This window comes from Nocardioides sp. NPDC058538 (assembly GCF_042719275.1).
Classification (GTDB): domain Bacteria; phylum Actinomycetota; class Actinomycetes; order Propionibacteriales; family Nocardioidaceae; genus Nocardioides.
This window is the reverse complement of record NZ_JBHXNY010000010.1, coordinates 1-25,280: the sequence shown is the minus strand read 5'-3', so window position 1 is coordinate 25,280 and position 25,280 is coordinate 1. Positions and strand designations below refer to the sequence as shown.

Below are 25,280 nucleotides of genomic sequence, written 5' to 3'. Positions count from 1 at the left end.
CAGTGTGACTGTCGTCACGGACCACGATGGCGTAATTCGGGCCAGACCCCCTAGCCCGGTCGGTGCGCCCGAAGCGCCCGGTTGCTGCCCGTTCTCAGCCCTCGTCTCAGGCCCGGATGACGCGGGGTCCGAGCGCCGAGAACCGGCGGGCCTCGGAGGCCGGCAGCTCGGTGCCGGTGATGAGCAGCTCGAAGTCGCGTACGCCCGCGAAACGGCACAGGCTGGAGGCCCCGAACTTGGTGTGGGCGCCGAAGAAGATCCGCCGCCTCGACCGCTCGATGGCGGTCCGCTTCACCGCGGCCACCGAGGGGTCCTGAGTGGTCAGGCCCTGCTCGCGGGAGATCCCGTTGGCGCCGATGTAGGCCAGGTCGATCACCAGGTCGGCGAGCATCCGGGTCGCCCACTGGTCCACGACGCCCCGGGTGATGGTGCGGACCCGCCCACCCAGGACGATCACGGTGAGGTCCGGGTCCGCGGAGAGACGTGTGGCCACCGGGAGCGAGGGAGTGATGATCGTCGCCGGCCCCTGGCCGAGGAGCTCCTCGGCCAGGAACTGCGGCATCGTGCCCTCGTCGATGTAGATCGTCTCCGCACCGTGCCGGTGCTGGAGCGCGGCCCGGGCGATCCGGTGCTTCTCGTCGACGTCGCGGCCCGCCCGGAACTCGAGCGAGGTCTCGAAGCTGCCGCTCTCCAGGGCGACCGCACCGCCGTAGACCCGCTCCACGACGCCGCGGTCGGCGAGCACCTTGAGGTCGCGCCGGATCGTCTCGACGCTCACCCCGAGATCAGGTGCGAGGTCGGTCACCGACACCCGGCCGGTCGTGCGTGCGCGCGCCAGGATCTCCTCCTGGCGGGCCTGGTTCGCGAGCGACGGTTCGGTGGACGTCATGGGCGCCATCATGCCCGGAATCGTGCCCGGTTCGTGGAGGTTGCCCTCTAACCGGGCGCCCGGTTGGCGTGATCGGGGCCTTCTGGGGCACCATGTCGCAGGCCCCCATGGCGACACTGTCGCGCGGACGGTGCCGCGGCGTTTTGCGGCTACCTCGCCGCGTACGTAAGATTGAATCTCGGCGTGCGCAGTGCGCCGTTCCTGCAGGCATCTGCTGGCACCTATCGCTTCGGGGTCCGGTCTGCCTTGCCGCGGGTCGACACAAGACTTTGAGTTCGGAGCAATGAAGGAGACCGCGGTGTACGCGATCGTGAAGGCTGGCAGCAAGCAGCAGAAGGTCGTTGTCGGCGACGTCATCGAGATCGACCGCCTCGACGGCGAGAACGGCTCGGCCGTCTCGCTGCCCGTGGTCCTCCTGGTCGACGGCGAGAACGTGACCTCGACCGGCCTCGACAAGGCTTCGGTTGCTGCTGAGATCGTCGGTGCCTCCAAGGGCCCGAAGATCATCATCCAGAAGTACAAGAACAAGACCGGCTACAAGAAGCGCCAGGGTCACCGCCAGAAGTACACCCAGGTCAAGGTCACCGCGATCAACGCCTGATTCCGGCGTTCTAGAGATACTTGAAGGACTGAGAAGATGGCACACAAGAAGGGTGCGGCAAGCACCAAGAACGGTCGCGACTCCAACGCCCAGCGCCTCGGCGTGAAGCGCTTCGGCGGCCAGGTCGTCAGCGCCGGCGAGATCATCGTCCGCCAGCGTGGCACCCACTTCCACCCCGGCACCAACGTCGGCCGTGGCGGCGACGACACCCTGTTCGCCCTGCAGCCCGGCGCGGTCGAGTTCGGCAAGCGCCGCGGTCGCCGCGTGATCAACATCGTTCCGGCTGACGCCTGAGCGACGCTTTTCGATGGGCCCTCTCCTGCGGGAGAGGGCCCATCGGCGTTTTCGGCATACCTTGATGAAGGATCAGACGTACGCCGCGCGAGCCGCGATCGCCTCGAAGGTCTCCCACGGGACCTCCCAGCGGGTCCCGGCACGCGGCCAGTGGATCGCGATGTCGGTGATCCCGATCTCGGCATAGGAGCCGGCGAGGTCCTCGAACGCGTCGGCCGACTCGGTCCACGGCTCGTCGGTGAAGCCGGACATGAACAGCTTCGGCATCGCGTCGTAGTCCCGCCCGCGCTTCTCGCACGCCTCCCGGAGCATCTCGAGCCGCTGGGCGACGTACGCCTTCGGGTCGTCGCTCTGCGGATTGGCGATCCACCCGTCGCCGACCTCGGCAGCGAGCCGGATCCCGCGCGGGCCGTTGCCGGCCAGCCACAGCGGGGTGCGGGGCTGCTGAACCTGACCGGGGGACACAGTGACCTCGTGGGTCTGCCAGTGCTCGCCGTCGATGGTCACCGGCGAGTCGCGCAGCAGCTGGTCGACGGTGCGGGTCCACTCCGCGAACCGGTCGGCGCGCTCGCGAGGCGTGAACTCCCGCCCGAGCACGTCGCCGTCGGAGGTGTGGTCGTCGCCGCCCGCACCGATGCCGATCGTGATGCGCCCGCCGGAGATCCTGTCGAGGCTGCGGATCGCCGCGGCGGTCGGGATCGGCGTACGGAAGTTCGGGGTGGTGACCAGCGTGCCCAGCCGGATCGTGGAGGTCAGAGCGGCCGCGGCCGCCATCGACGTGAACGCCTCCTCCCACGGGGTGTGCCCGCGCCAGGCCAGGTGGTCATAGACCCACGCCGTCTCGAACCCGAGCTGCTCGGCCTGCACCCAACGCTCGCCCATCGCCGGCCAGTCCTCGATCGGCCACATCACTGTTCCCACACGCATGCGCACAGTCTGCACCCGAGGTCGCGACGCGTCGCGCGGATAACAGGTGTGGGGCGTGCCGTCGGTAGGCTGGAGTCATGGCTGTACCCACCTTCGTCGACCGCGTCACCCTCCACGTCGAGGCCGGTCGCGGCGGACACGGGGTGGCGTCGGTTCACCGCGAGAAGTTCAAGCCGCTGGGCGGTCCCGACGGCGGCAACGGCGGCCCTGGCGGGTCGATCATCCTGCGCGTCGACCCCGACGTGACCACCCTGATCGACTACCACCACAGTCCCAAGCGCAAGGCCCCCAACGGCGGGCAGGGCGCCGGTGACCACAAGAACGGCGCCCACGGCGACGACATGGTGCTCTCCGTCCCGGACGGCACCGTCGTGACCGACATGAGCGGCAACGTCCTCGCTGACCTGGTCGGCCCGGGCTCCGAGCTGGTCATCGCCGAGGGCGGCCGTGGCGGGCTCGGCAACGCGGCACTGGCCTCCTCCAAGCGCAAGGCTCCCGGCTTCGCGCTCCTCGGCGAGCCGGGCGAGGCGCGAGAGATCGGGCTCGAGCTCAAGGTCGTCGCCGACATCGGCCTGGTCGGGTTCCCGAGCGCGGGCAAGTCGTCCCTGATCGCGGCCATCTCGCGAGCCAGGCCGAAGATCGCCGACTACCCGTTCACGACCCTGGTGCCGAACCTCGGCGTCGTGAAGGGCGGCGAGATCACCTTCACCGTCGCCGACGTACCGGGCCTGATCGAGGGTGCCGCCGACGGTCGCGGCCTCGGCCACGAGTTCCTGCGCCACATCGAGCGCTGTGCCGCGCTCGTCCACGTCATCGACACCGCGAGCATCGAGCCGGGCCGCAACCCGATAGACGACCTCGACGTCATCGAGAACGAGCTCTCCCGCCACGGCGGCCTCGAGGACCGGCCCCGGCTGGTCGCGTTGAACAAGGTCGACGTCCCCGACGGTCGCGAGATCGCCGAGATGACCATCGGCGAGTTCGAGAAGCGCGGGATGAGGGTCTTCGAGATCTCCGCCGCCTCCGGCGAGGGCACCCAGCAGCTGATCTACGCGATGGCCGAGATCGTCGCCGACTCCCGCAAGGACGTCGCGGTGGCGCCGCCGACCCGGATCGTGCTGCGCCCCGAGGGCGTGGAGGGCAAGAACGGGTTCACGGTCAAGGTGTCGAAGAACGGCGAATTCCTCGTACGCGGCCCGCAGCCCGAGCGCTGGGTGCGGCAGACCGACTTCGAGAACGAGGAGGCCGTCGGCTATCTCGCCGACCGCCTCAACCGGCTCGGCGTCGAGAAGCGCCTGGTCGAGCTCGGGGCCGAGGAGGGCGACACCGTCATCATCGGGGACCCGGCGAACTCGGTCGTCTTCGACTTCCGTCCCTCGATCGACACCGGTGCCGAGATGCTCGGCCGCCGCGGTGAGGACCAGCGCTTCTACGAGGAGCGGCCCGCTGCCTCGCGGCGACGCGAGATCGACGCCGGGATGGAGACCAAGGAAGAGTACGAAGCCCGCGCCGACGTCGCCCGCCGGCTGCGCGACGGGGCCGGCCCGGTGGCGTACGAGATCGGCGGGGACGACGACCCGGACTGGGCCGAGGCGGACCCGTCGGCGGACTCAGGAACCCGCTCGGGGGAGTAGCGGCCTCGCCCGACCAGCGGAAACCGGCGGAGCTAGCGGCGTCGGCGCCGGTAGGATCCGGCGCAGCGGAGAGCACAGGCTGACGTACGAGGGGGATCGGTGCAGCGCGAGGTCGTGACCGGGGCACGCCGGGTGGTGGTCAAGGTCGGGTCGTCGTCGTTGACGACGGCCGCAGGGGGCATCGACCCCGACCGGGTGAGCGCCTTGGTCGACGTGCTCGCCAAGACCCGGGCCACCGGCGCCGAGGTCGTGCTGGTCTCCTCCGGGGCGATCGCGGCCGGGCTGGCGCCGTTGGGGCTGGCCAAGCGTCCGCGGGCGCTTGCCAAGCAGCAGGCGGCGGCGAGCGTGGGGCAGGGGCTGCTCGTTCACCGCTACACAGACGAGCTCGCCCGGCACGGCATCATCGCAGGTCAGGTGCTGCTCACGGTCGACGACCTGAACCGGCGGGCCCACTATCGCAACGCCGACGCGACGCTGTCGAAGCTGCTCGACCTGGGTGTGCTCCCGATCGTCAACGAGAACGACACCGTGGCCACCTCCGAGATCCGGTTCGGCGACAACGACAGGCTCGCGGCACTGGTGGCCCACCTGGTCAAGGCCGACCTGCTGGTGCTGCTCAGCGACGTCGACGCGCTCTACGACGCGCCGCCGTCCCAGCCCGGCTCGCAGCGGATCGACGAGGTCGCCTCGCTGGCCGACCTCGACGGAGTGACCATCGGCAAGGCCGGTGCCGCCGGAGTCGGCACCGGGGGCATGGTGACCAAGCTGGAGGCCGCCCGGATCGCCGTCGACGACGGTGTCCCGGTCGTGCTGACCTCGGCCGCACAGGCAGAGGCCGCGCTCGCGGGCGAGGCCGTCGGCACCCTGTTCCATGCCGTCGGCAAGCGACGCCCCGCGCGTCTGCTCTGGCTTCAGCACGCGACCGAGCCGGTCGGTTCGATCACCGTCGACGCCGGTGCGGTCGCCGCGATCAGTCGCCGCGGCGCCTCGCTGCTCGCCGCGGGGGTCACCGGCTCCTCCGGCGCGTTCCATGCCGGCGACCCGGTCGACGTCGTCGACCCGTCGGGGGTGGCCGTCGCGCGCGGCCTGGTGAACTACGACGCCGACGAGATCCCACGGCTGGCCGGGCGGTCCTCCGGCTATCTCGAGGCCAATCTCGGAGCTGCGTACGCTCGCGAGGTCATCCACCGCGACGATCTGGTCGTGTTGTGAGCAGAGCCCGGTGGGTGCCGCTGGCGCTGGCGTGGGGAGTCCTGGTCCTCTGCGGCCTGCCTGCGCTGGCGATCACATTCTCCCGGGCGCTGGCGAGCACCGACCTGCGGGCAGTGCGCCTGGCCGCGTTCGCGCCCTTCGGTGTCGGGTTGTACGCCCTGTGCCTGGTCGCGGTCCTGGTGCTGGTCTGGCTGGCCACCGGTCCCGGGCGGATCCGGCTCGCGGTCGTCGCCGGGGCCGTCGCGCTGTTGTTGGCGGTCCACCTGACCTGGCAGGCGCCGCTCTACGCGGGCTCCCGGGCGACCAGCGCCGGCGAGCCGTTGACGGTGATGACCACCAACCTCTTCGAGGGCAAGGGCGACACCGACGCGGTGGTCGAGGCGGTGCGCGCGCACAAGGTCAACGTGCTCGCCCTCCAGGAGATCACCCCGGCTGCGTTCGCGAAGCTGTCGAGGACGCTGCGCGACCAGCTGCCCTACCGGATCGGCGAGGCCGCGCCCGGCACCGCTGGCACGATGATCTTCGCCGATCAGCCGATCACCAAGTCGCGCCGGATCGACACGGCGATGGGGTCGTGGGTCGCCGACGTGGGGGAGTGGCGGGTCGTCGTCGCGCACCCGGCGCCGCCTACGCTCGCAACCTGGCCTGCCGAGCAGGAGCTGATGATCGAGGAGGCGGCCGGGGAGAAGCCCGACCTCGTCCTGGGCGACCTGAACGCCTCGCTCGACCACCACACCGTCCGGCAACTGCTCGACGACGCAGACCTGCAGGACGCGGCCCGGGCCAGCAACGCCGGATGGCAGCCCACCTGGCCGACCGAGGGTTTCGCCGGCGTACCTCTTCCGCCTTCGACCGCGATCGACCATGTCCTGATCGGGGATGATCTGGTCGCGCTGGCGACGAAGACGGTCGAGGTGCCGGGCTCCGACCATCTGGCGCTGGTCGCCTACCTCGGCACTCCCGAGGAGTGACCGCTCGGCCGCTCCGCTAGTTTGTCCGGATGCGTGAATCGGGTTCCCCTGCCTGGCAGGAGTGGGAGCAGGAGCTCGCCAGGAACGGGCGGGTCGAACTCAAGGTAGGCAGGCGCCAAACATGGCTGCTCTTGCTCGGGGCGATCGGATTCACGGTCGTTGGCCTCGCGATATCTCTGAACTCGACCGCACTTGACGAACAGCTGGCTGGGTGGATGAGCGTTGCGTTCTTCGGAGTCATCTGCGTTCCGCTGTTCGTGGTGCAACTCCTGCGGAGTATTGCGATCGTTGTCGATGCGACGGGAATGCACCTGGTGACGGGAAGGCTCCACGGCAGTCTGATCCGCTGGCCGGAGTTGGTGCCGTGGTCAGCGATCCGGCACGCATCGGTGTTCGAGATGGCCAGTACGAAGGTCGTGAGCCTGCATGTCACCGAGGCGTTCGAAGCAGAGTATCTGGTTCAGCTCGGCCCCTGGCGAGGAGGATGATGGCCGCACAACGGCGGCTGCGAGGTGAGCCGAGCCTGGCACTGCCAGGGCCGCTCAAGGCCGACGCCGAGAACGTCGCGGCATGGATAGCGCATGGTGCCTCCCGTCGGTCGGTGGGATAGGCGACGGCTTCCGCCGCGGTCGACACGTCCTCCCTGCGGAGACTCGGTTCCGGTCAGGCCAGATCAGCCGACTGCACGATCGAGGAATTCGCTGACGGCGATCGCGAACGGCCAACGTGTTCGAGACCGACGACTAATCGCCGCGGCGGTGACCGAACCATTGCTCCGCGCCGTAGGCCTCGAACCGATGCACCTCGACGAACCCGAGCCTCCGGGCCAGGCGCAGGGAGCGCTCGTTGGCCACCTGGGTGGTGAGCACGACCGGCTCGCCCGGGAGCGTCTTCTCGATCCAGCCGAGCGCTGCCTGGGTGGCTTCCGTCGCGATGCCTTTGCCCCATGAGGTCTGAAGGAACTCGTAGCCGAGTTCGACCTCGTCGCCCTCCTCGCGTACGTGGTGCGCCCAGGCTCGATCGCGGCGCTGGATCGTGATCCTCCCGATGAACTCGCCCGCGTGCTCGACGGCGAAGATTCCGGGCCTGGTGTTGGGATCCTCGGGGATCAGCTTTTCCAGCTCTTCTCGGGTGTGCTGTGGTCCGCCTAGGTAGGCCTGCACGGTCTCGTCCGTGAGGAGCTCTACCAGTCCTGGTCTGTCCTCGGGCTTGGTCTCTCTCAGGATCAGGCGGTCGGTGACTATCGGGTCTGGGGGCCAGGGCACGTCGCCGAGGGGTTTCATCCTTGGACCGTAGTTGGGATTTGGGGTTGTGCAGGGGCCTTTTTGGCGTACGTGGGTGGTGGGCCTGGTTCGTTGGGTGCTGTGCTTCTTGGTTGGGGTGGGCCGCCGACCCGTTCTTCATGGTCTTCTCGACGGGCCCCGGAGTAAAGGACGGCCTGCGGCCGCCGGCTTCGCCGGCCGCTTCGCGGTCCTTGACACCGGGGCCCGTCGAGAAAGGATTTGGCTGGCTATCGGGGCGGCGGCCGGGGTGTGGCGCGGAGAGATCTTTGCTCGGAAGGTTGGGGTTGCTGGGGGTGGAAGGGTGGCCCCTTCGGGCCACTTACCATCCACAGATGCGAGGCCGTTCGCTCACCGCGAAAATGCATCCTGATCAGGGAAAATAGGTGGCCTGGCAGGGGTGGGAGGCGTAGAATCAGACCCATCACAGCACACCTCTGAAAGGCAAGGCGCGATGAGTCTCGAAGGCGGGATCGACCACTGGGGCACCAACCCCGGCGACGCGATCGACGCTGCCTTGACCGCCATCGAGACCGCCCTCCAAGAACTCCTCGCGACCGACCCCGCCTATTGGCTCACCGGGCAGAAGAAGGACCTGCTGGAACGAGTGGAGAAGCTCCAGGCCCAACAGGCTGCGTTGAAGCTGAGGGTGCTCGCGTCTGCGGGCGACATTGCCGAGGAGACCGGTGCCAAGGATGTGTCGGGGTGGCTGCGGACCGAGCTACTGGTCGACAAGGCGGTTGCTCGCTCCCAGGTGAAGCTCGCGGCGGCGGTGACCAAGTACGAACTCGTTGCTGATGGCCTCGCTGAAGGTGTCGTGTCCCAGAGCCAGGCAAGGGTGATCACCCAAGCCCTCGATGCCATTGAGACCGACCCCGCCGCCAGCGGCGAGGACCTGATCCTGGCCGAGAAGCTCCTGGTCGACTACGCGACCCGCCTGACGGCGAACGAGTTGAAGATCGTCGGGCGACGGATCCTCGCGGAGATCGACCCGGAGCGGTTCGAGGCCGCCGAGGCCCAGGCGTTGCAGCGCGAGGAGGAGCATGCGCAGCGGCGCACGTTCTTCTCCTCCCGTGACAACGGCGACGGGACCATCGACATCCACGCCCGGGTCTCCCGTGCCGTCGGGATGCGGTTGCGGACCCTGTTGGACTCGCTGGCGCAGCCCCGAAAGCTGTCAGCAGAGGACAAGGGTCGCAAGGCTCCGTATGACCGGCTCTTGGGCCAGGCGTTTGCCCGGGTGGTCGAGACCTATGACGTGGACCAGCTCCCCAGGCATGGTGGTCACGGCACCACGGTGTTCATCACCATGAGTGTCGAGGATCTCCGCAAGGACCTGGGCACTGCGGCCCTGGGTTTCGATGGTGAGCAGATCAGCGCTGCTGAGGCTCGCCGGATGGCCTGCAACGCCGATCTGGTCCCGGTGGTGTTGGGCACCGACTCCGAGATCCTGGACTTCGGCCGCACCGCCCGGTTGGCGTATCCGGTCCAACACCGGGCGCTCCGGTTACGGGATAGGTGTTGCCAAGCCGAAGACTGTGATGCACCAGCGGCGTGGACCGAGGCTCATCACTTGAAACCCTGGTCCGAAGGCGGCCTCACGAATCTGGCGAACATGGTCTTGCTCTGCGCGAGCGATCATCGCCGGATCCATGACCCCGACTACGGGTATGAACGACTGCCGAGCGGTCGGATCCGGTTCACCCGGCGCACCCGATCCACCTGATCCGGGCTGGGCTGGCTGGCTCCGCCGTGCCCGTATCCATGCCCGCCACTCGACGATCGCTGGTCTGTGTTCGCGCGTACCGTCGTGTCATGCCACTGCTGCGGGCAGCTGTCTGGTCTGTGACTTCTTCGGTAGGCCAGGCAGATCTGGGCCCCTGCATCTGGCGGTGCTGCCAGCCCTTGGCGTACTCGTCGCCAGCAGATAACCCTGCCCATTCGCCCCGTGCGATCGGTCTGAGAGCGGCTGGGGTCAGCTGAGGCGACACCTTGTGCCTGCCTGACCCCTCTCAGGGCACGCCTTGTGAAGCATTCACAAGGCGTCATCGTCTTGTAAAAGCACGAGGAAGCCCTCCGCCGCCAGGATCCACCGACCCGAGATCCCAAGCCCGTACCCAACCAAAGGAATCGGCGGCCAAGCCATTCGAGATCGAGCACCACGCAACACCCATCAACGCCCACACCCCACCTGCTTGACTGCGACCCATGACCGAAGCCGAAGCGCTGATTACGCCGATCAGCATGCTCTGGGAGTCGGCCGATCCAGAAGCCGCGCTGACCGAGCGGTTCGGCTTCGCCTCCGCGGCCGAGGCGACGGACTGGTTGACCGGCGTCCTGGCCGAGCACTGGGGTCTGAAGGTGGCCGGCTGCGAACGGCTGATGATCAGCGATGCCAACTGTCTGGCGTGGATCAGCGTCGACGACGATCGGATGATCGCCAAGTGGTCGATGCGGCCACGCGTGTTCGCGCGCTTGGCGGCGACCGCACGGCTCACGGTGTGGCTGGGAGAGCGTGGGATACCTGTGTCCATGCCGCAGGCGGCTCGTGACGGCAGGGTCCAGGTGGAGGTCGACGGGTTCTCGCTCGGGCTGCAGCGGGTGGTCGATGGTGAGCTGTTGGACATCACCGATCCCGAGCAGGTCAGGGCTGCGGGCGAGATGCTCGCGAGGATGCATGCGGCGATGGCCGACTACCCGGAGCTGATCCCCACCGACGATCCGCCGGCACCGGGCGCCCAGCTGGTCAGCAACGACTTCAGGTCGGCCAACATCCTCTGGTCAGGAGGCAAGATCGCGGCGGTCCTGGATCTGGAGGAGACCACGTACCGCCGCCGGGTGGACGACTTCGCTCAGGCCGCCGTCCTGCTCGGCACGCGCTACCACCAGTGGCGCCCGACACCGGCGGATGTGCGCGGGGCGTTCGTCGCGGCGTACGAGTCGGTTCTGCCCCTGGCGGGGGATGACGCCGGCGCGCTCGAAGACGGCATCGAGGCGCACCTGCGGCGTATCCCGTGGCCGGGCTGATCGGTCAGTCGCCGACGGCGTCGATGCCTCGCTGGACGATGAGGGGGTCGGGGGTGCCGACGACTTCGGGGTCCTTCTCGTCGTAGTCGTGGTGGGCGAGGAAGTAGCGCATCGCGTTGAGGCGGGCGCGCTTCTTGTCGTTGGAGCGGATCGTGGTCCAGGGCGCCCAGTCGGTGTCGGTGCGGCGGAACATCTCCTCCTTGGCGGCTGTGTAGGAGTCCCACTTGTCCAACGACTGCACGTCGATCGGGGAGAGCTTCCACTGCCGTACCGGGTCGATCTGGCGGATGATGAAGCGGGTCCGCTGCTCCGATCGTCCCACCGAGAACCAGAACTTCGTGAGCGTGATGCCTGAGTCGACGAGCATCTGCTCGAAGAGCGGCACCTGGTGCATGAACTGCTCGTACTGGTCGTCGGAGGCGAAGCCCATGACCCGCTCGACGCCGGCGCGGTTGTACCAGGAGCGGTCGAAGAGGACCATCTCGCCGGCGGTGGGCAGGTGCTGGACGTACCGCTGGAAGAACCACTGCTGTGACTCACGGTCAGACGGCTTGGACAGCGCGACCGTGCGGGCGTAGCGCGGGTTGAGGTGCTCCATGAACCGCTTGATCGTGCCGCCCTTGCCGGCCGCGTCCCGGCCTTCGAAGAGCAGTACGTGCTTGCCGCCGACGCGGTCGTTCCAGCGCTGGAACTTCAGCAGCTCGACCTGGAGAAGGTACTTCTGCTCGTCGTAGACCTCGCGGGCGATCCGCTCGGTGTAGGGATAGTTCTCGCGCCAGGTGTCGACTGCCTTGCCGGCCGGGTCCAGGAGTACGGGGTCGTCATCGTGATCCTCGCCGATCGTGTGACCCTCGGTGATCAGGTTGTCGATGTACTCGCGGAATCCCTGGGACATGCACACGACCTTAGGCAGCGGAGGTGAACGGGCGTCGACGTTTCAGCAAGCATCGCCATGGGGCCGTAACCTTGGTAGACGATGAATGCCCGGACCGTCTATCTGGACCACGCCGCCACCACTCCCATGGCCTCGGCGGCGATCGAGGCGATGACCGCGGAGCTGGCGCTGGTCGGCAACGCGAGCTCGCTGCACGCATCGGGTCGCCGCGCCCGCCGGGTGCTGGAGGAGTCCCGAGAACGGATCGCGGCGGCGCTCGGGTCCCGGCCGGGTGAGGTCGTGTTCACCTCCGGTGGCACCGAGGCGGACAACCTCGCGCTCAAGGGTGCCTACTGGGCCCGCCGCGGCCAGGACCCGGCGCGCACCCGCATCCTGGCCTCCACCGTCGAGCACCACGCCGTGCTCGACCCGCTGCACTGGCTGGAGTCGACCGAGGGCGCCCAGGTCGAGCTCGTCCCGTGCGACGCGACCGGCCGCATCGACCTCGCCGCGATGAAAGAGGCCATCGAGCGCGATCCCGCCTCGGTGGCGCTCGTCTCGGTGATGTGGGCCAACAACGAGGTCGGCACGCTGCAGCCCGTCGCCGAGATCGCCGAGATCGCCGCCGAGTACGGCATCCCGGTCCACTCCGACGCCGTCCAGGCGGTCGGCGCGGTGCCGGTCGACTTCGCGACCAGCGGCGTCGACGCGCTCTCGCTGACCGGGCACAAGCTCGGCGGCCCGGTGGGCGCCGGGGCGCTCGTCGTGCGCCGCGAGCTCGAGCTGACAGCGCTGGTCCACGGGGGCGGCCAGGAGCGAGACGTACGCAGCGGCACCCACGCCACCGCGGCCATCGTCGGCTTCGCGGCCGCCGTCGAGCTCGCGGTCAAGGAGCAGGAGGCGTACGCGACCAGGGTCGGGGCGCTGCGCGACCAGCTGGTCGAGCAGGTGCTGACGGTCGTGCCGGACTCCCACCTCAACGGCCCGCCCCTCGCGCCGCTGGGCCGCCATCGGCTGCCCAACAACGCCCAGATCGCCTTCCCCGGGTGCGAGGGCGACTCGCTGCTGATGCTGCTCGACGCCGCCGGGGTCGAGTGCTCGACCGGTGCGGCGTGCTCGGCCGGCGTACCTCAGGCCTCTCACGTGCTCCTGGCCATGGGCCAGTCGGATGAGCAGGCGCGCTCCTCGCTTCGCTTCTCGCTCGGGCACACCACGACCGCCGAGGACGTGGACCGGCTCGTCGCGGCGATCGGTCCGGCCGTCGAGCGCGGTCGCGCGGCAGGGCTGCAGCGCTGATGAGCACCGGAATGAGGGTCGTCGCCGCCATGTCCGGGGGAGTGGACTCCGCCGTCGCCGCCGCCCGCGCGAAGGAGGCAGGCCACGACGTCACCGGCGTCCACCTGGCGCTCTCGCGAAACCCGGCGTCCTACCGCACCGGCGCCCGCGGGTGCTGCACGATCGAGGACTCCAACGACGCCCGCCGTGCCGCGGACGTGATCGGGATCCCGTTCTACGTCTGGGACCTCTCCGACCGCTTCCACGAGGACGTGGTCGAGGACTTCATGTCGGAGTACGCCGAAGGGCGCACCCCCAACCCCTGCCTGCGCTGCAACGAGAAGATCAAGTTCGCCGCCGTGCTGGACCGGGCGCTCGCGCTCGGCTTCGACGCGGTCGCGACCGGCCACTACGCGACGCTTCGCAACGGCGCCGACGGGCTCGTAGAGCTGCACCGCGCGGTCGACACCGGCAAGGACCAGTCCTACGTTCTCGGCGTGCTCGACCAGGCCCAGCTCGAGCACTCGCTGTTCCCGCTCGGCGACACCCCCAAGCCGCTGGTGCGTGAGGAGGCGGCTCGCCGTGGCCTCCTCGTCGCCGACAAGCCGGACTCCCACGACATCTGCTTCGTCGCCGACGGCGACAACGCCGGCTGGCTGCGCGAGAAGCTGGGCGACCGGGCGCCCAACGAGTCCGGACCCATCGTCGACGAGACCGGTGAGGTCCTGGGCGAGCACCAGGGGACGTACGCCTACACGATCGGGCAGCGCAAGGGCCTCCGCCTCGGCAAGCCGGCGCCGGACGGGAAGCCGCGGTTCGTGCTCGACATCGAGCCGGTCTCTGCGACCGTCACCGTCGGGCCGCGCGAGCACCTGGCCGTCGGCGGGCTCTCCGGGATCCGGCCGCGCTGGGCCGGCCGCGCGCCCGAGGGCGTGCTGGAGGGCACGGTCCAGCTCCGCGCCCACGGTGACGAGCACCGCGCGCGGGTGACCGTGACCGGCGATGACGTCGAGATCGAGCTGCTCGATCCCGCCTACGGCATCGCGCCGGGCCAGGCCGCGGTCATCTACGAAGGCACCCGCGTCGTCGGCTCGGCCACCATCGCAGCGACCCGGCGGGCGGCTCTCGCGTGAGGGCCACCGGGATCGGGTCGATGCCGGGTGAGGACTTTGCGGAGACCTGCCGTGTCGTGCTCGGTGAGCTCACCGACCTTCCCCACCTGCCCGAGCTGCCCGCGCGTGGCGCGATCGCGAACATGACCGGCCGGGCGCTGGCGGTCCTCGAGGGGCTCGATGCCGACCTGCAGCCCGCGGGCTGGCGCCTGACCGGCACCTCCGGCTCCGCAGGGGTCGACCACCGGCGTGCCCGCAGCCTGCTCGCCCAGGACCTCGACACCGTCGAGGAGCTGGTCCAGGACTCTCCGCTCACCTCCGGCGGCGGCACGTTCAAGATCCAGGTCGCCGGACCCTGGACCCTCGCCGCCACCGTCGAGCGCCCGCGCGGTGACAAGCTGCTCGCCGACCACGGCGCGCGGCGTGACCTGGCGCAGGCGCTGGCCGACGGCGTACGCACCCACATCCGCGACGTACGCCGTCGCCTCCCGGGCGCGGACACGCTGGTCGTCCAGGTCGACGAGCCGGCGTTGAGCGCCGTGCTCAACGCCCAGGTGCCGACCGCCTCAGGATTCGGCAAGCACCGCAGCATCGACCTCCCCGAGGCCTCCCAGGCGCTGGAGTGGGTGCTCGGCGCGATCGCCGAGGAGGGTGCGATCCCGTGGGTGCACTCGTGCGCACCCGGGACCCCGCTGGACCTGCTCCGCAAGGCCGGGGCGAAGGGGATCAGCATCGACCTGACCCAGCTCACCGCCGCCGACCACGACGACCTGGCCACGGCCCTGGAGGCGGGCGACACGGTCGCGCTCGGCGTGGTCCCCGCGATCGCTCCGGCGGGCGCCGCACCCACCGACAAGTCGGTCACCGAGACCGTGGAGCGCTGGCTCGACATGCTCGGGCTGGACACCGCGTACGACATCGTCCTGACGCCCGCGTGCGGCCTCGCCGGTGCCGATGGGCGATGGGCCCGCACCGTCCTGCGGATCCTCACCGAAAGCGCACGTCACCTGGCGTAGGGCATGCCTGGCGAAGACACGGCGGCCGCGAGCGGCGTTTCGGGCCGATCTGGCAAGGCGGCGCTGCGAAGGCATCCTGGCGGCTGTCGAGCGGCGCCAACGCGGCCAGATCGGATGCGAAACGCCGCGTAGCGGGCGTGGATTCGCCAGACATGCCCTACATTCCCCTCATGCAAAGACGGGGGATGGCACTTCTGGCCGCGGCTCTTCTGCTCACCGGCTGTGGGAGCGACGACGTGAGTGAGGCGGCCGAGGCGGACGAGAAGGCCACGCCGACACAGGCAGCGAGCATCGACCCGGCCGATCTGCGGCCGGGAAACCAGCCGGCGACCCCCGAGGCGATCGCGGCGATCACGCTCCAACGGGTGCCCGTACAGCCGGAGGCGTTCGAGGGCGGCGACGTCTACTTCGAGCAGGACGAGGTCGGCACCGTGCTCCTGTGGGGAGACGACCATTCGTTGGAGGTCAAGGCCGGCGCGGTCGACGACGACCTGCTCTCGACCTGGTGCCACGACGGCATGTCGGGCTGTGTCGAGATGAAGGCCGCGACCGGCACGTCGACCGTCGCCTGGGACCTCGCCACCGACGACGGCACCCCTGGTCAGCTGATGGTCTCGCATGCGTCCGGGGGAGTGGAGCGCCGGGCCGCGTACGTCGGCGAGAAGATCACCGGCGATCCCCGCAAGCTCGATCTCGAGGTGAGCGTCGACGATCTGGTCGCGCTGGTCACCGACCCGCGCCTCGGCACGAAGACGACCATGAAGATGACGAAGGCGCAGGTCAGCGGCTTTCCCTCGGATGGCGCCAACGGCGCCGGCGAGGTCGCGCTGACCGCCGGGGCGATCGCGGCGGGACTGCTCGAGACCAAGGCGTACGCCGACATCGACTCCTTCGAGAAGGCCGACGCCTCGGCCTACGGCAAGGGCGCCTTCGGCGTCGTCGGCACCACCCCCGGCGGCGGCACCGTCACCGCGGTCCACGCCCCGAACCTGCCCGCCGCGCAGCGGAAGTGCCCCAAGACGCTCACCTGCTCCAAGGGCGACACCGACGGCTACGACGGCTGGACCGACGGGTCCGCCGAGACCGTCCGCTGCCATGAGGCGGAGGGCGACCTGCCCGCCTTCTGTGCGGTCATACGCCAGCAGGCGCCCGCACCGTTCCCCGGCGACGACCTCGACCCGGTCCTGTCCGGGCTCGAGGTGGCACTGGAGACGCTGTGGCCGACGGTTGCGGCCGAGACCGCCCGTCGGGGTGAGTCGCTGGTCTGAGAGCGCGTTCGACCGCGCTCAGCGTCCGGCGACCCGCTGGCCCTCGTAGGCCGGGCTGTCGTAGGCCTGACCCCGCTGGCTCGGCGGTGCGAACGACTCCGGCGGCCGCGGCTGGCGATAGGCGGGCTGCTGCTGGGGAGCCGCGTGCTGCGGTTCCAGGTGCTGGGGACCCGGCTGGCGGTGGCTCGGCTGGTGCGGAACCGGCTGGTGCGGAACCGGCTGGCGAGGAACGGCCTGTCGAGGAACGGCCTGGCGCGGATCAGGCTGGCGCGGACCTGGCTGGCGCGGACCTGGCTGGCGCCGGATCGGCTCCTGGCCCTCGGGTAGCCGGCGCGGGAGCGGAGGCTCGGGTCGGGACTGGGGCTGCTGGCGAGGGTGGGCCGGGTAGGGCCCCGACGCCTGTCGCGGGTCAGCGGGATACCGCGGGGCCTGGGCGTAGCCTGGCTCGTCCCACTCCTGCTCGCGCTTACGGCGTCCGGAGAGCATCGCGACGGCACTGGCCACGAGGGCGAGGACGATCATCGAGGCGACGATGATCCAGGTGAGGAGGCCGACGCCGCCCTCCTCGGCCGGTGCCGCCAGCTTGACGGCCTCTGTCTTCGGGGCGCAGCCGCTCTGGGCGCACTCGCCGTCGCTCGGGGTGCCGGTCACGACGAACGAGATCCCGCGGTTCACCGAGCCCTGGAAGGTGAGGGTGTGCTTGCCGAGGCCGATGTCCTTGGGGAGCCGGCCGGACCACTTCGCGATGCCGCGGCCGTTGGCCTTGACGCTGGTCGAGAGGACCAGCGGGGTCGAGTAGACGACGACCCGGATGCCGGTCTCGTTGGGCTTGAACCCGGAGGCCTGGGCGTGGATGACGTCCTCGGCGTCGACGGAGGCGTCATCGACCCCGGTGAGGCTCAGGCCCTTGGCCGTCGGCGGCTCCTCGGGGGCGGTCCACGGCTCCTTGGACGCCTTCTTCGTCGGCTTCTCGCCGGAGCCGGCCCCGGCTCCTTCGCCCGAGTCGCCACCTGCGGGCCGACCCGAAGACGTACCGCCGCCGGAGCCCGTGCCAGTGCCCGACCCGGATCCGGAACCGCCTGACGACCCGGTGTCGTCCGCGGGCTCCTCCGGGGTCGGTGTGCTGCTGGGCTCGGAGAGCGCGTGGAAGTCGAAGGGGACGCCCACCGCCCGCGAATCGGCAGAGTCGTAGAGGTCGCGGCCACCGCCACGCATCGTCATGATCTGGTAGTCGGTGTCGGGGTCGAGTTGGGCGACCTGCGAGGCGTCGAGAGTGAACGCGTAGGTCCAGTCGTCGGGGTCGTCGGGGTTGATCACGACTGACTTGACGAAGGTGCTCCTCGTGCCCGATCCGCGGTAGCCGACCGGATTGAGCGCGATCTCGATGCCCGGGTTCTCGCCGCTGTATTCGGTGCCGTGCACGTTGAGGACCACGCCGTCCTTGGACTGCTCGAGGATCGACACCTCGACCTCGGCGTCGGAGAAGACACTCCCCAGTCCGAGCGCGTGCGTAGCGCCGACCGGGGCCAGCAGGAGGGCGAGCGCCGCCAGCAGCGTCACCACGAGCCGAGAAACCACTGCAGACCTCACAAGGCGGTCATATGGGGGATTGGTGTCGGCCCGCCTTGCCCGACGCGGGAGGAACGTAGCCCGCTTTACCCACTTGTGGTGAGACCCGTCACCCAGGTGTTGATCGGTTGCATCGATATTGAGGGGGTTGCGTGTCGTTCGGGCCGGTGAAACGCCGAAAACGCCCGGGCGGGTATGCCGTTCGAATCTCGACCCGCTTCGCGGGTTCGCGAGCTCACCCGGCTGCGCTTGCTCGATCTCCTCTCGTTGCGGCGCAGCTCGTCCCTCGCTGTGCCGCAGGTTCGGAAAATTGTCGGCGGGACCAGGCAAGATGGTGCCCGTGAACGATGACGTGACCGACGCGGGCCCCGAGCAGAAGAACGAGCACCAGGAGCTCGCCGAGCAGATCGAGGACGCTCGCTACCGCTACTACGTGCTCGACGACCCGACGCTCTCCGACGCCGACTTCGACCAGAAGTGGCGCCGGATCAACGAGCTCGAGGAGCAGTTCCCCGAGCTGCGCACGCCCGACTCGCCGACCCAGAAGGTCGGTGGCACGTTCTCGACGGAGTTCACCGCGGTCGACCACCTGCAGCGGATGGAGTCGCTCGACAACGTCTTCTCGTTCGACGAGCTCGCCGGCTGGCATGCCCGGATCGCCAAGGACGGCGCCGGCGAGGCCGAGCTGCTGTGCGAGCTCAAGGTCGACGGCCTGGCGATCAACCTGCTCTACGAGAAGGGCCGCCTGGTCCGGGCGCTGACCCGCGGCGACGGCCGCACGGGCGAGGACGTCACCCCGAACGTACGCACCATCAAGTCCATCCCGCACCGGCTCACCGGCACCGACGAGTTCCCGGTGCCCGACCTGGTCGAGGTGCGCGGCGAGGTCTTCTTGTCGATCGAGGCCTTCGACAAGCTCAACGCCTCCCTGGTCGACGCGGGCAAGCCGATGTTCGCCAACCCGCGCAACTCCGCCGCCGGGTCGCTGCGCCAGAAGGACCCGCGGGTCACCGCGACCCGCGAGCTCGGGATGGTCTGCCACGGCATCGGTGCCCGGCAGGGCTTCCAGCCGGTCGCCCAGTCGCATGCGTACGACGCCCTGAAGGCCTGGGGACTGCCCACCTCCAAGCGGGTCAAGGTGCTCAAGACCCTCGCCGAGGTCGAGGAGTTCATCAGCTACTTCGGCGAGCACCGCCATGACGTCACCGAGCACGAGATCGACGGTGTCGTCATCAAGGTCGACGCGATCTCGTTGCAGCGCCGCCTCGGCTCGACCAGCCGCGCGCCACGGTGGGCGATCGCCTACAAATACCCGCCGGAGGAGGTCAACGCCAAGCTGCTCGCGATCGACGTCGGCGTTGGCCGCACCGGCCGGGTCACGCCCTTCGGCGTCATGGAGCCGACCAAGGTCGCCGGCTCGACCGTCGAGCGCGCGACGCTGCACAACGCCCACGAGGTGAAGCGGAAGGACGTACGCCCCGGCGACACCGTCATTCTGCGCAAAGCAGGCGACGTGATCCCGGAGATCCTCGGTCCGGTGCTGCCGCTGCGACCCGAGGGGCTGCCGGAGTGGGTGATGCCCACCGAGTGCCCCGCGTGCGGCACCACGCTCGCCGAGCAGAAGGAGGGCGACAAGGACCTGCGCTGCCCCAACCACCGCGGCTGCCCCGCGCAGGTGCGGGAGCGGGTCTTCTTCGCCTCCGGTCGGGGTGCCTTCGACATCGAGGGGATGGGCTACGAGGCGGCGGACGCGCTGCTGGCCGCCGAGGTGATCACCAACGAGGGCGACATCTTCTCGCTCGACGAGGCCAAGCTCGCCACCACCGCCTTCTTCACGCGCGCGGCGAAGAAGGCCGAGAAGGAGGCCGGGGCCGGCGACCGCGTGCTCAACGCCAACGCGCTGGGGTTGCTGCGCAACCTCGAGGAGCGCAAGCAGGTCCCGCTGTGGCGGGTGCTGGTCGCGCTGTCCATCCGCCACGTCGGCCCGTCCGCGGCCCGGGCTCTGGCCACCGAGTTCGGATCGCTGGACGCCGTCTGGGCGGCCTCGCAGGAGGAGCTGGCCGCCACCGAGGGCGTCGGCGGGATCATCGCCGAGGCCATCGTCGAGTGGCGCCAGGTCGACTGGCACCAGGAGATCGTGGAGAAGTGGCGTACGGCCGGGGTCTCCCTCGCCGACGAGCGCGACGAGTCGGTGGCGCGGACCCTCGAGGGCCTGACCATCGTGGTCACCGGCTCGCTGGAGGACTTCTCCCGCGACGGCGCCAAGGAGGCGATCATCAGCCGCGGCGGCAAGGCCGCGGGCTCGGTCTCCAAGAAGACCGACTACGTCGTGGTCGGTGAGAGCGCGGGCTCCAAGGCAGCCAAGGCCGAAGAGCTGGGCCTCCCCATCCTGACCGAGGCAGCCTTCAAGGCCCTCCTCGAAAACGGCCCCGCCGAGACGCCAGTTTCTGACGCCGAGTAGTCAGAGTTCGACGTCTCGGCGCCAGAAATCGACCTCCCGGTCGGGGCTCTGGACTTGGTCACCGATACCCCCCCCATAGTGTGACGCCGTGCTCGACGCTGGTCCGGTCCGGCGGCTGGGACGAGTGGTGCATCACCGAGGACGCCGAGCTGTCGCTGCGGCTGCTGAAGATGGGCTACAACGGCATGCACGTCGACCGCTCCTACGGCCGCGGCGTGATGCCGCTGACCTTCGAGACGCTCAAGAAGCAACGGTTCCGGTGGTGCTTCGGCGGCATCCAGATCCTGCGTATGCACTGGCGCTCGCTTCTGCCCGGGCGTCGCACCGAGGACAACCAGATGACCCTGGCGCAGCGCTGGGCCTACCTCGTCGGCGGGCTGCAGTGGTTCGGCGACCTCGCTGGAGCCCTGTTCACCTTCTTCCTGATCTCGGGCGCTCTCGACCTGATGCTGGGCGGGGGACTTGTCGTACGCCGCCTCTCGGGACTCCTCCTGTTCGCCACCGTCGCGCTGGTGCTCTTCGGCGCGGCCCGTTCGATCGCGCTGGTCCGCCGCCTGCGCAGCGGGGCCTCCTGGCGCGACGCGATCGGTGCCTTCGGGCTGTGGCTGGCGCTCGCGGCGACCGTCGCACGTGCCTCATGGCTCGGGCTGGTCTCGCGCGAGGGCACCTTCCTGCGTACGCCGAAGATCAAGGGGCGGCCGCGGGTGCGAGACGTGGTTCGGGGCAACCTGGTGGAGACCTTCGCCGCAGTCGCCTGCCTGGCCATGGCGGTCCTGGTCGGCGCACTCGGCGGGTCGACAGGGCTCGCCATCGCCGCGCTGCTCGGCTTCCAGGGGATCGGCTACGCGCTGGCCCCGATCAACAGCTGGGCGGCGATCCACAGCGACCTGCCCGCCGACCTGCGGCGCCGTCGCGAGCGGATCTGGGCCTGGAGCGCCGCCGCGGCGCCCGCTGCTCGGCGTGGGGGACTGGTGCTCGCCTTCAGCTCGGTGATGCTTGCCGGGCTCGTGGCGCTCGCGGCGCCGGTGGGCAGCCCGGAGGTACCCGAGGTCGGCGATGTCCACGGTGCGCTCGAGAAGAAGCCGCGTGGCGAGGAGGGCGGACCCTCGCCCGCGCAGAGCCCGGCTCCGGAGCCGACCGCGGACCCGACTCGGGCACCTGAGCCTTCGCCGAGCCGGGCCGGCGCCACGGCCGGCACCCAGCCGACCCAGGCCGCCGAGCCGACCCCGTCGACCGACCCCACCCGTGGGGCCGACCCGACCCAGGCGGCGCCCGCTCAGCCGAGCTCGGCGGGCAGGCCGACCGACAAGCCGTCCAACGGCGGCGGCCCGAACAAGGCCCCGTAGACGTCATCTGCTCGCCTCGGTGTATCCGAGGTGAGAGTTGGGGCCGCTGACACCTAGGATGTGCGCATGCCAGAAATCACCCGCGACGAGGTCGCGCACCTGGCCGACCTCGCCCGCATCGACCTCAGCGACGCCGAGCTCGATCACCTTGCCCCGCAGCTTCAGGTGATCCTCGAGTCCGTCGCCTCGATCCAGGGGCTTGCCGGCGACGACGTGCCTGCCACCTCCCACCCGCTTCCGCTGACCAACGTCTTCCGTGAGGACGTCGTGACCCCGTGCCTGACGCCGGAGCAGGCGCTCTCCGGTGCGCCTGCCGTCGAGGACCAGCGATTCTCGGTGCCGCGGATCCTGGGGGACGAGCAGTGAGCGAGCGTCAGCGAGCGAACCATGAGGCCGTCATCGCGCTGCCTTCGTACGCTTCACCTGTTCTCACGGAGGTAGCGCGATGAGCGACCTCATTTTGAAGTCGGCCGCCGAGCTGGCCGACTCCCTTGCCGCCGGCGAGACCACCTCGGTCGAGCTGACCCAGGCCCACCTCGACCGGATCGCCGCGGTCGACGGCGACGTTCACGCCTTCTTGCACATCGACGCCGAGGGCGCGCTGTCCCAGGCCGCCGCCTCCGACGCCCGCCGGGCCAACGGTGACGCGCTGCATGCCCTCGACGGCGTACCGATCGCGGTCAAGGACGTGCTGACCACCACCGGCCTGCCGACGACCTGCGGCTCCAAGATCCTCGAGGGCTGGATCCCGCCCTACGACGCGACCGTGGTCAAGAAGATCAAGGAAGCCGGTCTGCCGATCCTGGGCAAGACCAACATGGACGAGTTCGCGATGGGCTCCTCCACCGAGCACTCCGCGTACGGCCCGACGAAGAACCCCTGGAAGCTCGACCGGATCCCCGGCGGCTCCGGTGGTGGCTCGGCCGCGGCCGTCGCCGCCTTCGAGGCGCCGCTGGCGCTCGGCACCGACACCGGCGGCTCGATCCGCCAGCCGGGTGCCGTCACCGGCACCGTCGGCGTGAAGCCGACCTACGGGTCCGTCTCCCGCTACGGCCTGGTCGCCCTGGCCAACTCGCTGGACCAGGTCGGTCCGGTGACCCGTACGGTCCTCGACAGCGCCCTGCTGCACGAGCTCATCGGCGGCCACGACCCGCTCGACTCCACCTCGACGACCACCCCGGTGACCGGGCTCGTCGACGCCGCCCGCGCCGGCGCGACCGGTGACCTCAAGGGTCTCAAGGTCGGCGTCATCAAGGAGCTCGCCGGCGAGGGCTGGGCGCCCGACGTGATGCGCAAGTTCAACGAGTCGGTCGACCTGCTCACCAAGCTGGGTGCCGACGTCGTCGAGGTCTCCACGCCGAGCTTCGAGCACGCGATGGCGGCCTACTACCTGATCCTGCCGGCGGAGTGCTCCTCCAACCTGGCCAAGTTCGACGCGATGCGTTACGGCCTGCGCGTGACCCCCGACGGCGACCCGTCCGCCGAGGACGTCATGAAGGCGTCCCGTGACGCCGGGTTCGGCGACGAGGTCAAGCGTCGCATCATCCTCGGCACCTACGCGCTGAGCAGCGGCTACTACGACGCCTACTACGGTCAGGCGCAGAAGATCCGCACGCTGATCATCGAGGACTTCAAGAAGGCCTTCGAGCAGGTCGACGTGCTGGTCTCGCCGACCTCCCCGTCGACCGCGTTCCCGCTGGGGGCGAAGCTCGACGACCCGCTGGCCATGTACATGCAGGACCTGGCCACCATCCCGGCCAACCTGGCCGGCACGCCCGGCATCTCCATCCCGGCCGGGGTCTCCGACGTGGACGGGCTGCCCGTCGGCGTACAGCTCCTCGCTCCGGTCCTGGAGGACGCCCGTCTCTACCGCGTCGGTGCCGCCCTCGAGGGCGCCATCGGTCCGGTGCTCTCGATCGACAAGCTGGAGGTGGCCCGATGAAGGCTGTATCCGATTCTTTGGCTCTCGTGGAGTTCGACGAGGTGCTGGAGCGCTACGACCCGGCCTTCGGGCTCGAGGTGCACGTCGAGCTCAACACCAACACCAAGATGTTCTGCGGCTGCCCGGCGACGTTCGGTGGCGAGCCCAACTCCCAGGTCTGCCCGACCTGCCTCGGCCTGCCCGGCTCGATGCCGGTCGTGAACGCCAAGGCGGTGGAGAGCGCGATCCGGATCGGTCTCGCGCTCAACGGTTCGATCGCGGAGTGGTGCCGGTTCGCCCGGAAGAACTACTTCTACCCGGACATGCCGAAGAACTTCCAGACCTCGCAGTACGACGAGCCGATCGTCTACGACGGCTACCTCGACGTCGAGGTCGAGGGGGAGACCTACCGGATCGACATCGAGCGCGCCCACATGGAGGAGGACACCGGCAAGACCACCCACATCGGTGGCGCGACCGGCCGCATCCACGGCGCCGACTACTCGCTGGTCGACTACAACCGGGCGGGCATCCCGCTGATCGAGATCGTCACCCGCCCGATCCTCGGCACCGGTGCCAAGGCTCCGCTGGTGGCGAAGGCCTACGTCGCCGCGCTGCGCGAGATCCTGCTGGGTCTGGGTGTCTCCGACGTACGCATGGACCAGGGCTCGATGCGCTGCGACGTCAACCTGTCGCTCTCCCCGAAGGAGACCGGGACCCTGGGGACGCGCACCGAGACGAAGAACGTCAACTCGCTGCGCTCGGTCGAGCGGGCCGTACGTTTCGAGATGTCGCGCCACGCCGGGATCCTCGACGCGGGGGAGGCGATCTTCCAGGAGACCCGCCACTTCCACGAGGACACCGGCACCACCTCGGCCGGCCGGCCGAAGTCGGACGCCGACGACTACCGCTACTTCCCCGAGCCCGACCTCGTCCCGGTCGCGCCGTCGCGCGAGTGGGTCGAGGAGCTGCGGGCGAGCCTGCCGGAGCGCACTGCTGACAAGCGGGCCCGTCTGCAGGTCGAGTGGGGCTACTCCGACCTGGAGATGCGCGACGTCTGGGCCGCCGGCGCTCTGTCGCTGATCGAGGCGACGGTCGCCGAAGGAACCTCCCCGCAGGCCGCCCGTAAGTGGTGGATGGCTGAGCTCTCCCGCAGCGCCAACGACCGTGGCGTCGAGCTCGCCGAGCTCGGTGTCACTCCGGTCCAGGTCGCCGAGGTGCAGAAGCTGGTCGACGCCAAGACGCTGACCGACAAGCTGGCCCGCCAGGTCTTCGAGGGCCTTCTCGCAGGTGAGGGCACGGTTTCGGAGATCATCGACGCCCGCGGGCTCGCCGTGGTCTCCGACGACGGCGCGCTCGGCGCCGCCGTCGACGAAGCCATCGCCGCCCAGCCCGCGGTCGCCGAGAAGATCCGCGGCGGCAACCAGGCCGCGGCCGGTGCGCTCATCGGCGCGGTCATGAAGGCGACCGGCGGCAAGGCCGACGCCAAGCGCGTCCGCGAGCTGATCCTGGAGAAGCTCGCCTGACCTAGCGACTGTGTTGGTCTCGACACGCTCGGCCGCAGGCGGCCTCCCGGCTCGACCGACGGGGCCCGCCGTCGGTC

22 protein-coding genes are annotated in these 25,280 nt (G+C 69.8%); 17 read left to right on the top strand and 5 right to left on the bottom strand.

Translation table 11 applies throughout. The features are described from left to right. Positions 1 to 106 precede the first annotated feature (106 nt). Positions 107 to 889 carry a DeoR/GlpR family DNA-binding transcription regulator gene (locus ACFWQC_RS11435; RefSeq protein WP_378677317.1) on the bottom strand — a complete coding sequence of 261 codons (783 nt, stop codon included), beginning with the start codon at positions 887 to 889 and terminating at the stop codon, positions 107 to 109. Positions 890 to 1,187: 298 nt separating this feature from the next. Here ACFWQC_RS11435 and rplU point away from each other — a divergent pair, with 298 nt between their 5' ends. Beyond that, entirely contained in the window at positions 1,188 to 1,490 is a 303-nt protein-coding gene (gene rplU, locus ACFWQC_RS11430) for a 50S ribosomal protein L21 (protein ID WP_160024636.1), read from the top strand. Between the two features lie 36 nt (positions 1,491 to 1,526). Next, on the top strand, positions 1,527 to 1,784 hold the full coding sequence (gene rpmA / locus ACFWQC_RS11425; protein WP_141803598.1) for a 50S ribosomal protein L27: 258 nt from the start codon (positions 1,527 to 1,529) through the stop codon (positions 1,782 to 1,784). Between the two features lie 72 nt (positions 1,785 to 1,856). On the opposite strand, the gene ACFWQC_RS11420 is transcribed toward rpmA, so the two are convergent. Beyond that, a complete protein-coding gene (locus tag ACFWQC_RS11420) occupies positions 1,857 to 2,711 on the bottom strand; it encodes an LLM class flavin-dependent oxidoreductase (protein WP_378677314.1) in 855 nt (284 codons plus the stop codon). Positions 2,712 to 2,788: 77 nt separating this feature from the next. On the opposite strand from ACFWQC_RS11420, the gene obgE reads away from it, so the two are divergent. The 4 genes from obgE to ACFWQC_RS11400 all read left to right on the top strand — a co-directional run bounded on the left by obgE (position 2,789) and on the right by ACFWQC_RS11400 (position 7,016). Next, on the top strand, positions 2,789 to 4,345 hold the full coding sequence (obgE, locus tag ACFWQC_RS11415; protein WP_378677312.1) for a GTPase ObgE: 1,557 nt from the start codon (positions 2,789 to 2,791) through the stop codon (positions 4,343 to 4,345). A 99-nt stretch (positions 4,346 to 4,444) separates the two neighbouring features. Further along, complete coding sequence (gene proB, locus ACFWQC_RS11410) at positions 4,445 to 5,557, top strand: glutamate 5-kinase (protein ID WP_378677309.1); 1,113 nt, start codon at positions 4,445 to 4,447, stop codon at positions 5,555 to 5,557. After that, the gene (locus ACFWQC_RS11405) at positions 5,554 to 6,528 is read left to right on the top strand and encodes an endonuclease/exonuclease/phosphatase family protein (RefSeq protein ID WP_378677306.1); all 975 of its coding nucleotides are present in this window, start codon (positions 5,554 to 5,556) and stop codon (positions 6,526 to 6,528) included. The genes proB and ACFWQC_RS11405 overlap by 4 nt, the downstream gene beginning before the upstream one ends. A 29-nt stretch (positions 6,529 to 6,557) precedes the next feature. Beyond that, positions 6,558 to 7,016: a hypothetical protein gene (locus ACFWQC_RS11400; RefSeq protein WP_378677303.1), complete on the top strand. Its 459-nt coding sequence runs from the start codon at positions 6,558 to 6,560 to the stop codon at positions 7,014 to 7,016. Positions 7,017 to 7,271: 255 nt separating this feature from the next. Here ACFWQC_RS11400 and ACFWQC_RS11395 read toward each other — a convergent pair whose 3' ends face one another. Then, positions 7,272 to 7,811 carry a GNAT family N-acetyltransferase gene (locus tag ACFWQC_RS11395; protein WP_378677299.1) on the bottom strand — a complete coding sequence of 180 codons (540 nt, stop codon included), beginning with the start codon at positions 7,809 to 7,811 and terminating at the stop codon, positions 7,272 to 7,274. A gap of 514 nt (positions 7,812 to 8,325) precedes the next feature. Here ACFWQC_RS11395 and ACFWQC_RS11390 point away from each other — a divergent pair. Both ACFWQC_RS11390 and ACFWQC_RS11385 read left to right on the top strand, forming a co-directional pair. After that, positions 8,326 to 9,534 (top strand): DUF222 domain-containing protein, encoded by a 1,209-nt coding sequence (locus ACFWQC_RS11390; protein ID WP_378677296.1) that lies wholly within the window; start codon positions 8,326 to 8,328, stop codon positions 9,532 to 9,534. A gap of 482 nt (positions 9,535 to 10,016) precedes the next feature. Further along, positions 10,017 to 10,835 carry a phosphotransferase enzyme family protein gene (locus ACFWQC_RS11385; protein ID WP_378677293.1) on the top strand — a complete coding sequence of 273 codons (819 nt, stop codon included), beginning with the start codon at positions 10,017 to 10,019 and terminating at the stop codon, positions 10,833 to 10,835. A 4-nt stretch (positions 10,836 to 10,839) separates the two neighbouring features. Here ACFWQC_RS11385 and ppk2 read toward each other — a convergent pair whose 3' ends face one another. Beyond that, on the bottom strand, positions 10,840 to 11,730 hold the full coding sequence (ppk2, locus tag ACFWQC_RS11380) for a polyphosphate kinase 2 (protein WP_378677291.1): 891 nt from the start codon (positions 11,728 to 11,730) through the stop codon (positions 10,840 to 10,842). 81 nt (positions 11,731 to 11,811) lie between these two features. Here ppk2 and ACFWQC_RS11375 point away from each other — a divergent pair, with 81 nt between their 5' ends. From ACFWQC_RS11375 to ACFWQC_RS11360, 4 genes are all read left to right on the top strand, one after another. Next, positions 11,812 to 13,005: a cysteine desulfurase family protein gene (locus ACFWQC_RS11375; RefSeq protein ID WP_378677288.1), complete on the top strand. Its 1,194-nt coding sequence runs from the start codon at positions 11,812 to 11,814 to the stop codon at positions 13,003 to 13,005. Between the two features lie 11 nt (positions 13,006 to 13,016). After that, on the top strand, positions 13,017 to 14,117 hold the full coding sequence (gene mnmA / locus ACFWQC_RS11370; protein WP_378677720.1) for a tRNA 2-thiouridine(34) synthase MnmA: 1,101 nt from the start codon (positions 13,017 to 13,019) through the stop codon (positions 14,115 to 14,117). Next, entirely contained in the window at positions 14,114 to 15,112 is a 999-nt protein-coding gene (locus tag ACFWQC_RS11365; protein WP_378677285.1) for a methionine synthase, read from the top strand. Before mnmA ends, ACFWQC_RS11365 begins: the two co-directional genes overlap by 4 nt. A 170-nt stretch (positions 15,113 to 15,282) precedes the next feature. After that, a complete protein-coding gene (locus ACFWQC_RS11360; RefSeq protein ID WP_378677282.1) occupies positions 15,283 to 16,380 on the top strand; it encodes a hypothetical protein in 1,098 nt (365 codons plus the stop codon). Positions 16,381 to 16,398: 18 nt separating this feature from the next. On the opposite strand, the gene ACFWQC_RS11355 is transcribed toward ACFWQC_RS11360, so the two are convergent. Then, positions 16,399 to 17,958, bottom strand: a complete 1,560-nt coding sequence (locus ACFWQC_RS11355) for a hypothetical protein (RefSeq protein WP_378677279.1) — start codon at positions 17,956 to 17,958, stop codon at positions 16,399 to 16,401. A gap of 322 nt (positions 17,959 to 18,280) precedes the next feature. Here ACFWQC_RS11355 and ligA point away from each other — a divergent pair, with 322 nt between their 5' ends. The 5 genes from ligA (at position 18,281) to gatB (ending at position 25,203) form a co-directional block, all read left to right on the top strand. Continuing rightward, a complete protein-coding gene (ligA, locus tag ACFWQC_RS11350) occupies positions 18,281 to 20,410 on the top strand; it encodes an NAD-dependent DNA ligase LigA (protein ID WP_378677717.1) in 2,130 nt (709 codons plus the stop codon). A gap of 80 nt (positions 20,411 to 20,490) precedes the next feature. Next, positions 20,491 to 21,756 (top strand): glycosyltransferase family 2 protein, encoded by a 1,266-nt coding sequence (locus tag ACFWQC_RS11345; protein WP_378677276.1) that lies wholly within the window; start codon positions 20,491 to 20,493, stop codon positions 21,754 to 21,756. 66 nt (positions 21,757 to 21,822) lie between these two features. Then, positions 21,823 to 22,122, top strand: coding sequence for an Asp-tRNA(Asn)/Glu-tRNA(Gln) amidotransferase subunit GatC (gene gatC, locus ACFWQC_RS11340; RefSeq protein ID WP_355020599.1), 300 nt, complete (start codon positions 21,823 to 21,825; stop codon positions 22,120 to 22,122). Between the two features lie 79 nt (positions 22,123 to 22,201). After that, positions 22,202 to 23,698, top strand: a complete 1,497-nt coding sequence (gatA, locus tag ACFWQC_RS11335; RefSeq protein WP_378677272.1) for an Asp-tRNA(Asn)/Glu-tRNA(Gln) amidotransferase subunit GatA — start codon at positions 22,202 to 22,204, stop codon at positions 23,696 to 23,698. Next, positions 23,695 to 25,203: an Asp-tRNA(Asn)/Glu-tRNA(Gln) amidotransferase subunit GatB gene (gene gatB / locus ACFWQC_RS11330; RefSeq protein WP_378677269.1), complete on the top strand. Its 1,509-nt coding sequence runs from the start codon at positions 23,695 to 23,697 to the stop codon at positions 25,201 to 25,203. The genes gatA and gatB overlap by 4 nt, the downstream gene beginning before the upstream one ends. Positions 25,204 to 25,280 lie beyond the last annotated feature (77 nt).